Source organism: Sphingobacteriales bacterium (genome assembly GCA_016706405.1).
Lineage (GTDB): Bacteria > Bacteroidota > Bacteroidia > Chitinophagales > UBA2359 > BJ6.
This window is the reverse complement of record JADJJT010000003.1, coordinates 189,705-203,568: the sequence shown is the minus strand read 5'-3', so window position 1 is coordinate 203,568 and position 13,864 is coordinate 189,705. Positions and strand designations below refer to the sequence as shown.

Below are 13,864 nucleotides of genomic sequence, written 5' to 3'. Positions count from 1 at the left end.
TAAATACTTTTGCAAAGTTTATTGCGTTTAAGAACTAACAACTTCAAATAAATTACTTCCGGATAAAATTTTATTTATTTACAGCTTAAATACCAAAGGATAAATGTACAATTACATAATAAACGGTTTTAACATCATTTTATTATTTTTACTTGTTTTTTTTCAGTTAAACAAAGTGCAGGCACAAATTACCCCTGCCGGTGCCACCAATAACGAACTTGCCACTATTAAACTAACAGCTATTGCCGATACTTTTGTAGTGCGTTCTGAACGCGAAACAGTTTTTAATTTGTTAACAAACGACAAAATGGGTTACTCGCCCGAAGTACACCGCATAAAAATTGTTGCCGAACCAAAAAACGGAAAAGCAAAAGTAATTCAAGAAAAAGGTGTTGATAAAATTGCCTATACCTACGCCGCCCAAGACGAACGCGGCGACGAATTTGTTTACGAAATTTGCGACCCTAAAAAAGATTGCTCGCAAGCAACAATTTTGGTAGTAAAATGCCCACCCGTTGCCGGAGGGTTTCCGCAAGCCGAAGAGGTTTTCATCCGGAAAGGGCAAAGCCACACGGCCAGTTTTGAAAAGCATATCATCCGCGCCACACCCAACAGAAAATTTCCAATGCAGGGCAAAATTACTATGAGTGCCGACAGCAGTGTCATTACTTACCAACCTGCTGACGGATTTATGGGGGCCGACCGCTTAGATTTTTCAGTTTATGAAAATAAAGGGCCTGTTTGCGGGTATCATCATGTTGTAAGTAAAAACCTGTATATTTACGTGCTGCCCGAAGATGGCGAAAACAAAGCTCCCGTAGCCGTTACCGACGAAATTACTATTATTGGGATGCGCAAAACCGAAGTTAAAGTTTTAGAAAACGATTATGACCCCGAAAAATGCCTGAAACCGCGTATTATGAGCGTTACCACACCTAAAAATGGCAAAGCAAAATATTCGAACACCGAAATTACCTACACCCCAAATAAAGGCTTTACGGGAAAAGACGAAATGACCTACGAGATTTGCGATTATAACGGCGCATGTACCAAAGGAAAAGTTATTTTTACCGTAAAAAAATCCGGAAGTAAATAGTAAGATTTCCGGGCATTTTCATTCTTTCTTCAAGTCTATTCTTCCTTCTTAATATCACTTTTTTACAAAAAATATTATGAACCGTCGTAACTTTTTAAAAAACACAGCATCGGCATCGGCAGGCGTTGTATTAGCCAATGTATTTAACGGATTTGGCCTAAAAGCATTAACTACCTCGCCGTTTGGCAATGCCCTGCTACAGGGCACCGATACCGACAAAGTATTGGTTATGATTCAATTGGGTGGTGGTAACGATGGATTAAATACCGTTGTACCGCTTGACCAGCTTAGCATACTAAACAAAGCAAGGCCGCAGGTTATTTTACCCGACAGTAAATTATTAAGTTTGAGCGGTGAAGACAAACTGGCGCTTCATCCGGCTTTATCCGGCGTACAAAAACTATACAACGACGGCAAAGTGCGCATTATACAATCTGTTGGCTACCCCGACCAGTCTTATTCACATTTCAGGTCAACAGATATTTGGATGACAGGTGCTAATGCCGACCAAACTCTGCCAACCGGATGGTTAGGCCGCTATTTAAGCAACGAATATCCCGATTTTCCGACTTATTACCCGAACGAAGAAATGCCCGACCCTTTATCCATTGAAATTGGCTATGCCACTTCGCTTGCTTTCCAAGGGCCAATTACCAGCATGAGTTATGCTATTTCGGACCCCGAATATTTTTACGAATTAGCTGACGGCCTAAGCCAACCAACCCCCGATACGCCCGCAGGCCATCAGCTGCAATATGTTCGCGACATATCGAGGCAATCGAAATTGTATAATGCGGTGGTAACTAAGGCATACAACGCCAACACCAATACGCAAACCTACCCTCAAACCAATTTGGCTGCCCAATTAGCCATTGTTGCACGACTAATTGCCGGCGGCCTTAAAACCCGGCTTTATTTGGTGCATCTTGACGGCTTTGACACCCACGACAGTCAAGTTGAATTTGACGACCACACACTTGGCGAACACGCCCAACTATTGCAAATTTTAAGCAGTGCTGCCAATGCCTTTATTAAAGATTTATCGGGCTTGGGTGTAGCTGAACGTGTTTTAACTATGACCTTCTCGGAATTTGGTAGGCGCATAATTGGCAACGATAGCCTTGGAACTGACCACGGCGCAGCCGCTCCCATGTTTATTTTTGGCCAAAATGTGCTGCCCGGCATTATGGGCACCAACCCTCAGTTGCCGCTTAATCCAAACGAAGACGACAATTTGCCGTTGCAATACGATTTTAGACAGGTGTATGCTACCATTTTGCGCCATTGGTTTTGTATTCCCGAAGCCGAAGCAACCAATATTATGCTTGACAATTATACGCTATTGCCCTTTATTGCCCAAAGCGATTGTGTTAGCACCAATATTGAGGAGCAGTTACCTCAAACAACATCCGGAGGGGCAGTAGCCTTGATTTCGGCCTCTCCCAATCCATTTTCACGCCAAACTACCATCGAGTACATATCGGGAGGGGGGCAAATGTTGTTGCAGGTAATTAATACAACAGGGCAGGTAGTTGCCACCTTAATTAAAAAATCGATAGCGAGCGGTAAACACCAAGTAATTTTTGATTCGCACAACTTGCCGGCTGGCCAATATTATATTCGGCTTCAACAAGGGTTGGTTAATTCTGTCATTGGCATTTCAAAACTGTAACCTAAGTAGTTTTGAAGATTAAAAGGGTAGTAATTCACTATTTTAATCAAAAGCACAAATTTAAACTTCAGTTTAAGTTGCGCTTTTATACTTGTCTTGGCTCTCAAAAAAATCAAGCAAATGAGGTGTTAAAACATGTTATTTTTTAACCCAAAATTAAACGCTTAATGGATTTAAGCATCTATCATAACTGTAAGCAGGTTAAACCTTAGTAAAACGAACGCTTACTTTTTAGCGTTAAAAATAAAAACAGCGAAGAAAAATAAATTAAACCAATCGAGCTTATTAACGTCTTACCATAAACAACGCTAAAGCACATTAATTTATCACAACCATACTACTACACACTGCACATAAGAGATAGCGTTTATAAATGGGGTTTGAGGGCGGTTTAAAAACTGCCCTCTTTTTAAAATACAATCTAAATCCATCATCATACAACCAAAGCAAAAGATATAGCGTTCATAAATGGGGTTTGAGGGCAGTCCGCACAAGGGCTGCCCTTTTTTGTGTAATTTTGCAACTTAATTAAATTTGACAATTTTTGGCCCTAATTTAGGTGAGTTTACTTTTTTAGGGTACATCTTTACACTTGGGTTTTCCGTCCTTTGGATATAAAGCAAAGTAAGGAGTAAAATTGGGTGGCATCATCAACTTATCCAATGCGAATAATTTTTTTTCTTTTAAAAATATGGTACGGGCACGTAGAGGCAATAGTTGCAAGCAGTTTGCTTATTTTTTTCGGGGGTTTTGTTTGGGTAGAGGCGCAAACACTTCAAACAATAAATTATCCGGATACTATTGATACGTTTGCCAATTCGCCCCAATATCCGGAAAAAAAAATTGCCACTAATACCATTTCAGCCACTGAAAACGATACGTTAACTTATTTTATTATTACTCAAATAGATGTTTCGGGCAACAAACGGACCCGGTACCCCATAATTGTACGGGAACTCGATTTTAAAACCGGCGATACCTTAAAACGAAGCAATTTTGAAGAAAGAATCAAGGAAAACCGCAATCAAATATTTAATACCGGATTATTTAACGACGTAAGCATTAAAATTTCGGGCTGGCAAGGCTATAATATTCAGCTAATAATTGATGTTGAAGAGCGATGGTACATTTACCCCATGCCTATTTTTCAGCTAACCGACCGCAATTTTAATGTGTGGTGGAAGGGCGAAACCGGCAAACCCCGCGATTTGCGCCGCACCGAATATGGCATTAAATTTATAGATTATAATTTTAGGGGAAGACGCGAAAGATTAGCCGCTACTGCCCAATTTGGGTTTACTAAAATTTTTGAGTTGGGTTACCGGATTGCCGCTATTGACAAAGCACAAACCTTAACTATTGTACCCTCGGTTGCCTACCACGCCCGCACCGAAACGGCTGTTAACGCTGCCAATAATGCCCTGATTTTTTACCGGCACGACAATTATTATATATGGAACAGGTTTAGAGGTAGTATTGAATTGCGGCAACGAAAATCAATACACGAGTCAAACACCTTTAATATTAGCTACTATCATCATACGGTTGAAGATTCGTTGAAAGCAATTAACAGCAATTTTTTGGGCAATGCACTAAACAAACAACAATATATATCGTTGTTTTACGCTTTTACAAGCGACCACCGCGATATTTGGGCATACCCTTTAGATGGTTATTATTTTAGGCTGCATATTGGCAAAGATGGAATTGGCCTGCTGCCCAACGAACTAAATTTAATTGCACTTAATATCAACGGCAGTTATTACAAACCTTTTGGCAAAAAATGGTATGGCGCTGTAAATTTGCGTGCTAAATTATCTTTTCCAGAGGTTCAGCCATTTATTTTGCAGAATGGATTAGGCTATGGTGCCGACTATGTGCGCGGGCATGAGCAATATGTAATTAACGGGCAGCATTTTTTATTAGGGCGAACTTCGTTGCGATTAAAACTGTTTGACCTTAAAATAAAAAACAACCTTATTAAGTTGAGGCAATTGCGCACAATTCCGGTGTCGCTGCTACTTAAAATTTACACCGAAACTGCTTATGTACGCGACCCCTTTGCCCAATTAAACAATAATTCGCTTGCCAATAAATGGCTACACGGAAGCGGCTTGGGTTTAGATGTTTTTTCGTTTTACGACAATGTGCTTAGCCTCGAATACACCTATAACACCGTAAAAGACTGGCGGTTTGCTGTTACATTTTCATTAAATTATTAATTAACAAAGCACATGTATGAAACAATAATCGTATTTTATCCGGATATTAAATTTTTTATTGTGTTTAGCTCAAACTGCACAAAACATTTTATACTTCGTATAAACGCAAGGCAAAATGAAAAAATTTTTTTTAAAATGAAACTTTACAACAACATTTTGCATTTACCATTTAATTTTGCGAAAGATTATCGCCAATATTTCTTAACAACCTATAAATATTACCCAAAGTAACACAATGAACGAAAAGCAAATGGAACCCGTTGTTCTGATTGACTTGTACGCCAAACAAGAAGCACATATAATTACGCACTCGTTTGCCGAGTTTGAAGACTTGCTTAATTCGGCTAAAAAAATTAATACTAAGCTGTTCATGGGCAACTGGGCTTTAACCTTTATAGACCCCGATACCAAACAACACCAACCCGTAGCTCCAACCGACACGCTTGAAAACTTTTTTGCACGTGGAATTTTTACTTTCTATTGGAATTACCGCAAACCATCTTTTAAACACACCTTCGATAACACCGTAAATGAAGCCCCATCTAAAGAAAGTGCCTATACTAAAAAGCAGCATACTGGCAGCAAATCTGGTCCAGTAATGACGCAAATACAGTATGCAAATATGGGAAAACGCATTTTAGCTTGTATAATTGACTGGGTGATTGTATCTATTTTAACCGGTGTATTTTATACCAAAGCAGGTAGCTTTTCGTGGCTAATTATGGTGTTATACTTTGCTGTTATGGAAAGTTCATCTTACCAGGCTACATTCGGAAAAATGGTGATGAATTTAAAAGTTGTCGATACAAAGGGGCGTAAACTTGGCTTTATGCACTCAGTTGGCCGCAATGCCGGCAAATGGGTTTCGACTATAACGTTGTTTATAGGTTATTTTATGGCCTTTTTTACCGAGCGCAACCAAGCCCTGCACGATATTATGGCCTCGACAATAGTAGTCGAAAGTGTAAAAGAATCTGAAATTGCGATTGCTCACAACGCGCAGAACCAATTTAACACAAAAAAATCTTATTCCGGAAGCACAGATAAAGACGACCCACGGTCAGTAAGATAATTACCTATTGACAGAACAAAATATTTTACCAATACAGACTATTTTTGTCCGGAAAATAATTTGTTACCCTCTAAAAATGAGCAATTTGGCAGCAGGTTGCTCATTTTTTTTACCTTAATTTTTTTAGTTGTGATTTGAAAACAGTCCTCGTCCGGAAAAAATAAAATTCATCCGGATAAGGCAATAAATATTGACTTACATGTTTTCGTAAATCAAACTAATTTTAGCTTTTCCTCAATTTTCTTATTTTTTGAACCACGATTTAAATTTGCCAAAAAGACCATCTGTATTATCATCGGTTTTGGGTAAATGCAAATCGTCGCTTGGTCGGGTGGTATGCCCAAGTACTTTTTTTTGGGCTACAGCAATACTGTCGGTAATGGTATCAACTAACAGGTCGTCGTTGGCGGTTTGAGCCAATGGCAAGGCTTTTTCGTAATAATCGAGCGCGGTAGGCCATCGGCGCATTAGTGCATACACATAACCAATTTGGTACAAACTATCGGCCATTTCAAAAGAAAGGTCGTTAATTTGGGCAATTTCATACGCTTGTTCAAAGGCGGTTATGGCTTTTTCGTTTTGGCTTTTTTGTTCGTACAAGCGGCCAATAGTTCTAAATTGCTGCGCGGCCAATTCGGGCATATCAGCTCCGATGAAAGCCTCTCCGGCATGTTGCGCGCATTGCAAGGCTTGGTCTAATTTGCCATTTCTATTCATTAGTTCGGTCAGGTTTTTATAAACCAAACCTAATCGCATGGGTTCGTTGTGTTCTTCAAAAACGGGAATTGCCTTTTTTAAATGGGTAAGTGCATCGCTATCCTGGCGCATAGTTAGCAAAACTTCGCCCAAAGATGCCTGCGCACTGCCGTACAACAAGGGTGCTGGGGCTTGCAAATCGGTATATAAATGGGTTTCTATTACATTTATTGCTTGCTTTAAAAAGTCAACCGCTTGTGGGGCCTGCTCGGCTTCATAACATAAAATTCCTATCCGGCGCAATGTAGCGGCTTTAAGATGGTAGTCATCGCCATCTTTTATTTCTTCTAAGACTGAAATAGCCAAATCGTAGCCTTGCTGCGGCTGACCCACCCTGCCCAAAGCCACAGCCAACTCGCTTTTAAGCGCCGGCACTTGTGGCGGGTTATGTGTTTTGGCCAATTCAATTGCGGTTATCAGGGCTTCAATGCTTGCTTCATAATTAAAAATTTCGGATTGAATTTGTGCCACCTGTTGCCATAAATTAATTTTTTCGGCTTCGGTAGGTGCTTGTGCTATTTGTGCTTCAAGGTTAGCTATTTGTGTAGATGACATTTTGAAAACAGAAATTTGGCAATTAAGGTTGTAATTATATGATTAATCAATGTGACGAGGGGTTGGTTTCATTGGCAATATTTAATTTGTGCGAGTTTACGATAAAACAATCAATATTGGTGTTTTTTTCAATGGCACGCCTAACAACCAAAGCATCGGCTTCGGTTGAATAAGGACCTACTAAAACTTTTCGGGTGGGGACATTATTAATTTTGGTGTCGTATAAGGCAATGTTGATATAACCTAAATCAGCCATTAAATCGGCTGCACGTTGTGGGGTGTGGCTGGCATTAAAGTTTCCAATTTGTATGTAATAATCGCCTCGTAAATTAATTGCCGTCAATATTTTTGCTCTGGTAAAGCCGTCAACTCCGGGAGATAAGGCTGCCGGCGGCACTAAATTAGCTTTTGGATTTTTAGTTAAAAATTTTGATTTTTCTGTTTCTGTAGCTTTTTCAACTTTTACGGGTACAGAGCCATCTATTAAAATGCCCAATTCGGTAGCCAAACGCCTCGACAAATCAATAACGGTGTTATTTGTTCCTGCACACCGGTCGTTAATGCGTGCTAATACCGATTTGCCGTTATCTTTTCGGGTAACGCGCACAACGGTGCCATACGGAAAAGTTTTATGGGCGGCGGTTGCCGCGTATTGGTCGTAATACTCGCCCGATGCGGTTTTTTTTCCATGAAACTCAGGGCCATGGTAATAGGTTGCATTTCCTTCTTGGGCTGTTAACGCAAAAACATTGGCTGTTAATAATATAATTGCAAAAACAAAAATAAGATATAATTTCATAAAAAATGGGCGGGGTTTGCTAAGGTTTAGAAGAAAAATATTACGCAAGGCAAAGATACAATTTAGTTTCCAATTTTATCCATTTCTTTCCGGATAGCATCGCCGGCATTATTTAAAGCATTTCGCAATGAATCGAGGGCGGGGTCTATATTTTTAATATTCGACAAACTATCTAAAAATGATTGCCACGTTTTTTTATTAAACAGCGTATCTATCATCGGATTCATTTTCCTTAAGCTGTCTAAAGTGGCTTTGCCTTCTGTTTTTATCTTTTCGAGAATTTCTTTAGCTACCGTATTTATCAAAAATCCGGAGGAATTAAGTGCATAAATAGTATCGTTGTTTGCCAAAAACTCATTGCTGTTGGGGTTGGTTTCTAAACTCAGGTATGGTCTCGAGCCCAACAAGTCGGCGGTTATAACTTGCGCAGTAGTTCCTTTTGTAAGTTGCGCCTCGTTTTTAATATTAGCTTCGACTACAACTCCTTTAGGATGCAACTTGATACCTGCCACTCTGCCTACCAGCAAATCGTTTGCTTTTACTTCGCTGTTTTCTTCAAGGCCATTGGCGCGGTCAAGTACAATATGAACGGTGTAATGGCTGCTTAATAAACCATCGCAGTTAGTTAAGGCGGCGAGGGCAACAGTCACAATTAAAATTAAACCAAAATTTAAAAATATTTTTCCCATGAACAATGTTATTGTAAAAATATTTAAGATGTATGGTGTGCGATTTATTTAACTACTAACTGAAACGTTTTCATTAAATCTTTTTGCGAGTAAATATCAATTTTATATGCGCCTTTTTTTGTTGCCGGAATTTTTACCGTAACCTCCTTTTCTTTAATCATTTGAATACATTGTATGTCGCCTTTAGGTTTGCTGCCATGTACGTAGAGGGCAAAATGTTTGTCGCTTATTTTTTTTACTTCGGTATGGGTATATTTGGTGCAGCCATCGGGTTCAATAATTTTCAAGGATGCTTTACATCCGGCCCCCGCCTTTATATCATCGGGCATGTCGGCTGTTTCAACTTGCAGCAATACATCTTTATTTCTTTTTTTGATTTCTTCTTCCATGCCCGTCAATACTTGTGGATTGGCTCTAATTTTATCCGCATTGTTTGCGCTGCCTTGTGCCGATGCCGTTTTTTTGTTTCCCGATTGTTGCGTGTTTTCGCTTTTCGTTGGTTGGTTTTTAGTAGTTGCAGTGTCGGTACTGCTTGGTTTTTGTTGCAGGGAGGAGGTGTCGGTTGTTGGGGTGATTTTTGCCGTTGAATCGGCAGCTAGCAAACTTTGTTGTTTGGCTGTATCAACGTTTGTCTTGAGGGTATCGCCTGCAGGCTTATTTTTATCCGGATTGTTTTTTGTGTTACAAGCATTAAGCAATATCACGGCACAACTAAGGGTCAAAAAGGCATACAAGGTAAATAAGAATTGACTTTTCATGGGCTTTCCTTTTGGTTATTAATAATGTGTTAGTTTGTTTATATAATTGCAATTCTAATTCATAGAATATCTTTTCAAGATTCGGCAAAGTTACACGCTAATTGTTTATTTTTTAGTAAAAAAATACAAAAACAAAAGCCGCTTGCTAAAAACTTTCGGCAAGCGGCTTGGCATTACTTGTAAATTATTTATTTTTTATACCCGAATTGATAGGTTAGACCCATGCCTATAAAATTCATAAACTGAATATTAGTGTCTTTAATTTCGCGGGCGTGCTTGTCGCTGTTGTACGAGTAAACTTCAATATCGTTGTCGTGTACCAGCCCCATTTCATAAGTAGCATTAAAATTAAAAGTTTTACCTGCCAAGGTTACCGGAACATTTAAATCAACTTTGTTACCCCATTTTACATCAATATCTTCAAATGATTGTTTGCGTTTAATATCTTTAAATTTGTTCGATAAAATATTGTAAAATGCTTCTAAATTGGAAGTAATTACTAAATTTTTAACGCCTTTGTAGGTAAAACCTGCACGGGCAAGCGCACCAGCTTCGGGGCGCAATTTTTGAAACTCATTGCCCGATATTAAATTGCCATAAATATTTACGTTGGGGTCGCTGGCCGATTTTAGTAAACCAATAGCATCGTCGTTCACTAAAATGCCTTTAAAAGTAACCGGCGAAAAAAACAAATTAAAATCAAGTGCGTTGCGTTTTGCGGCTTCAATTGGCCGCCAAGTAACACCCGTAGATAGGGTAATGGTTGCCGGGGCTGCAAATTTAGCCACAACAACCGAATCGACAGGGCTGCCCTGTGCATCCGGAAATTTGCTGAACATTATAGTTTTGGCAAATTGGCTTTCAAAAATCAAAGGAGTTGTCCAATCTAATTTGGGGGTAATTTTGTAGTTAAAAGTCGAAGCGAGTTTTAGCAGGTCGGCGGCTTTAACAAATTTATTATAGTTCTCGGTATTGACAAAACCCAATTTAAATTCGCCTGCATTATTCCACGAGGTTTTGCCTTTGACCATGTCGGCAAATAAGCCTAAATTTGCTTCAATATTGCTGGCATTGCCCAAGCCAGCCGCCCATTGCGTATAATTGTAATGGCTAAAACTTAACCTGCCGGTGCCGCCTTTTTTCCAGTCGCTGCTGTTTGCTTTGGTTTCGGTTTTGGTTTCGGTGGTTTTGGTAATAGTTTTGCCTTTGCTTTGGGCATAAATTTGGGTAGTAGCAAAACTGCAAACAAGCAGTATTATTGCCATTTTTAAAATAGGTAATCTGTTCATAGTTACTGGTGGATGTTAAAAAAATATCAAATTGTAAAATAAAGACGGTTATCTATATTTTGGTAACAAAATATATTAAAAAATTATTCCCAATTTTTCTATTTCTGCCTAATAGCTTCATACAAGACCATGCCAGTAGCCACCGAAACATTAAACGAATCAAAATTGCCCGGCATGGGTATTTTAAACACCTTGTCGCATAAAGCCAAATGCGCCGGGCTAACGCCCTCATCTTCGGCGCCCATAATAATAGCGGTTGGCTGTTTAAAATCAATTTGTTGTAATAGAGTTTTAGCTTTGCCATCGGCGGCAATTACCTGCAAGCCCATTTCTTGCAAAAAAGGTATGGTTTTGTCAATAAAACGAACCCTGCAAACGGGCAATTTATTTAAGGCACCTGCCGAGGCTTTTATGGCATCGGCATTTACCGGTGCCGACCCTTTTCGTGTAATAACCAAACCATGTACCCCGGCGCCGGCGGCTGTGCGCGCTATGGCACCAAAATTGCCTACATCGGTAATGCCATCGCAAATTACCAACAAAGGCGTTTGCCCTAATTCGTAAGCCTGTTGTACAATATTACCTACTTCATGGTAGGTAATCAAGGCCGTAAATCCGGCAACCCCCTGGTGATTTTGCCGCGTGAGTCTGTTTAATTTTTCTACCGGAACTGTTTGCACATCTACATCGGCAACCTCGGCTAAACCGCGCAATTGTTTAATAAATGCCGGATGTATGCCTTGCTGCACATAGATACGGTCAAACGTTTGCCCATTTTGAAGTGCTTCAATAATTGGATGACGGCCAAATATTAATTGTGCTTGTAGTGCTGCCATAATGCTTTGTTGCTATTTAAACGAAATAAAAAAAGCCTTTGCCAGATTAAACCGACAAAGGCACCTATGAAACCAGTAGACCTGCCTGGACTCGAACCAAGAATAACAGAACCAAAATCTGCTGTGTTACCATTACACCACAGGTCTCTGTAAAATCGGATGCAAAGATACAGGCTTTTGTTGAAACTGCAAAATATTACCTCTAAATTTTTTTTCAACTTGGACGAGCAAACATGTATAAAATAAAAATTAAATGTGCGGGCTTAAATTTCTTAATTTTTAAACTCAATTATAGTTGTTGATAGCGGCGGCAATACTAAAGGCGCGGTTTTCAGAACTGTTTCATTGGTAATTATGTTTCTTCCGGATTTTAAATTGCCTAAACATTCTTCGTAGCGGCTAAAAGCAGTAGGGTAGGGCTTGTCGTTGCTATTTACAAAGGTTAAAAATGCGTATTCGCTGTTGTAACGACCATACACATAAACGCCTTCAACGGGAATGAATTGGGTCATTTTTAAGTTTCCGGATTTTAAATATTCGTTTTGGCTATGCCAACGCGCCAAACTCCGGATATAATTAAAAGCTTCATTTTCTTTAGAAGTTCTGCCTTCGGCTGTAAATTTGTTTACAGGGTCGTCTTGCCATCCTCCAGGAAAATCGCTGCGCACCAATCCATCCGGATTAGCGAGGTTCTTCATTAAAATTTCGGTTCCATAATATAAGCAAGGTACGCCGCGCATGGTAAACAATAGGCCCATCCCCATTTTAAACTTGTCAAAATCTTCGTTCACAACCGATAAAAAGCGACTTACATCGTGGTTGTCGGCAAAAATTACATGCAAACTGGGGTCAAGGTACAGATAATCCTTTGCCATGGTATGGTACAAGCGGCAAACGCCATCGTCCCAATTAAATGGGGTAGTAAGTGCATGGTTTAGGGCTTGGTAAAACTGAAAATCGGTGAGGTATTTAATGCGCGATTTAAACGAAGTTTGCAATATATTTTGGGCAAAATAAGCCTGAACCCCCTCGCCTTGAACCCATGTTTCGCCAAAAACGTGTAAATCCGGATAATGCTTGAAAACAGCATCTCCCCATTTTTGCAAAAATGTTGGCGATGAATAGGCGTAGGTGTCTAACCTAAGTCCATCGGCATGTAAAAACTCTATCCACCAAATTGTATTTTGGATTAAGTAATTGGCTAAAATGGGGTTGTCTTGGTTGAGGTCGGGCATGTGGTGGTCGAACCAGCCGTTTAAAAACAAGGCAGCATCTTGTTTTGCAGCATAAGGGTCAAAAAGGGTATGCGCCCTGTAATTAGTGCGAGCAAAATTAGGATGCCAATGAAAAAAATCGCGCTGGGGTGGACTTTTATATAAAAAATGGTTGCTACCAATATGGTTAAATATGAGGTCGAGCACCAATTTAATGTCTTTTTTTTGAGCTTCGTTCGCTAAATCCAACGCTAATTGGTTGTTGCCCAAGCGCGGGTCGGTGGCGTAATGATTGGTAATTGCATAGCCATGATAAGATTGAAAAGGCTGGTCGTTTTCTAAAAATGGGTTCATCCAAAGTGCCGAAACGCCTAAATCTTGCAAGTATTCGAGCTTGTTTAGCACGCCTTGTAAATCGCCGCCATGTCGCGCAAAAATCGAGTCGCGAAAAATGGCAGATTGGCTCGTGCCTTTTACAATGTCGTTAGCTGGGTTGCCATTGGCAAAGCGGTCGGGCATTAGTAAATACATTACATCGGCGGGCGTAATTGCTTGGGGTTGCTCGCCGCGCGCTTCAATGGGGAAGCTAATATTTCGTATTGATTTATCGGGAAACTGTAGGGAAATAAGGAGATTTCCGGGTTTGGCATTCGGTTTAATCCGGAGATTAAGCACCAAATAATCCGGATTTTCGAGTTGCATGGTACTTGTCAAATCGGCATCCGGATAGTTTTTTAAATTAGGTCTTGCCTTGGATATTTCTTTCCCGTAAATTAATACCTGTAATTCCAGATTAGCCATACCTACCCACCACGAGGGCGGGCAAACTTGCCAAATTTCATTGTTGGCTGTTGCATGTAATGGCTTTAAAACCAAACAGAACAAGCAGCAAATAAAAAAATGTAT

At 39.8% G+C, this 13,864-nt stretch carries 11 protein-coding genes and 1 tRNA gene; 4 read left to right on the top strand and 8 right to left on the bottom strand.

Going from position 1 to position 13,864, the window contains the following annotated elements:
- Window positions 1-103 precede the first annotated feature (103 nt).
- The 4 genes from IPI59_12735 (at window position 104) to IPI59_12720 (ending at window position 6,062) form a co-directional block, all read left to right on the top strand.
- Window positions 104-1,096 (top strand): cadherin-like domain-containing protein, encoded by a 993-nt coding sequence (locus IPI59_12735; protein ID MBK7528389.1) that lies wholly within the window; start codon window positions 104-106, stop codon window positions 1,094-1,096.
- 76 nt (window positions 1,097-1,172) lie between these two features.
- Window positions 1,173-2,768: a DUF1501 domain-containing protein gene (locus IPI59_12730; GenBank protein ID MBK7528388.1), complete on the top strand. Its 1,596-nt coding sequence runs from the start codon at window positions 1,173-1,175 to the stop codon at window positions 2,766-2,768.
- Between the two features lie 662 nt (window positions 2,769-3,430).
- Complete coding sequence (locus IPI59_12725; protein ID MBK7528387.1) at window positions 3,431-4,990, top strand: hypothetical protein; 1,560 nt, start codon at window positions 3,431-3,433, stop codon at window positions 4,988-4,990.
- 598 nt (window positions 4,991-5,588) lie between these two features.
- Window positions 5,589-6,062, top strand: coding sequence for an RDD family protein (locus tag IPI59_12720; GenBank protein ID MBK7528386.1), 474 nt, complete (start codon window positions 5,589-5,591; stop codon window positions 6,060-6,062).
- Window positions 6,063-6,305: 243 nt separating this feature from the next.
- On the opposite strand, the gene IPI59_12715 is transcribed toward IPI59_12720, so the two are convergent.
- From IPI59_12715 to IPI59_12680, 8 genes are all read right to left on the bottom strand, one after another.
- Complete coding sequence (locus IPI59_12715) at window positions 6,306-7,373, bottom strand: tetratricopeptide repeat protein (GenBank protein MBK7528385.1); 1,068 nt, start codon at window positions 7,371-7,373, stop codon at window positions 6,306-6,308.
- Window positions 7,374-7,419: 46 nt separating this feature from the next.
- Complete coding sequence (locus tag IPI59_12710) at window positions 7,420-8,172, bottom strand: septal ring lytic transglycosylase RlpA family protein (protein ID MBK7528384.1); 753 nt, start codon at window positions 8,170-8,172, stop codon at window positions 7,420-7,422.
- A 62-nt stretch (window positions 8,173-8,234) separates the two neighbouring features.
- On the bottom strand, window positions 8,235-8,861 hold the full coding sequence (locus IPI59_12705; GenBank protein MBK7528383.1) for an MCE family protein: 627 nt from the start codon (window positions 8,859-8,861) through the stop codon (window positions 8,235-8,237).
- Between the two features lie 44 nt (window positions 8,862-8,905).
- Window positions 8,906-9,619 carry a hypothetical protein gene (locus tag IPI59_12700; GenBank protein ID MBK7528382.1) on the bottom strand — a complete coding sequence of 238 codons (714 nt, stop codon included), beginning with the start codon at window positions 9,617-9,619 and terminating at the stop codon, window positions 8,906-8,908.
- Window positions 9,620-9,807: 188 nt separating this feature from the next.
- A complete protein-coding gene (locus IPI59_12695; GenBank protein ID MBK7528381.1) occupies window positions 9,808-10,908 on the bottom strand; it encodes a DUF3078 domain-containing protein in 1,101 nt (366 codons plus the stop codon).
- A 98-nt stretch (window positions 10,909-11,006) separates the two neighbouring features.
- A complete protein-coding gene (gene rlmB / locus IPI59_12690) occupies window positions 11,007-11,744 on the bottom strand; it encodes a 23S rRNA (guanosine(2251)-2'-O)-methyltransferase RlmB (GenBank protein MBK7528380.1) in 738 nt (245 codons plus the stop codon).
- A gap of 76 nt (window positions 11,745-11,820) precedes the next feature.
- Window positions 11,821-11,891, bottom strand: a tRNA-Gln gene (locus IPI59_12685).
- Window positions 11,892-12,016: 125 nt separating this feature from the next.
- Window positions 12,017-13,834, bottom strand: coding sequence for a cyclomaltodextrinase N-terminal domain-containing protein (locus IPI59_12680; protein MBK7528379.1), 1,818 nt, complete (start codon window positions 13,832-13,834; stop codon window positions 12,017-12,019).
- Between the last annotated feature and the right edge of the window lie 30 nt (window positions 13,835-13,864).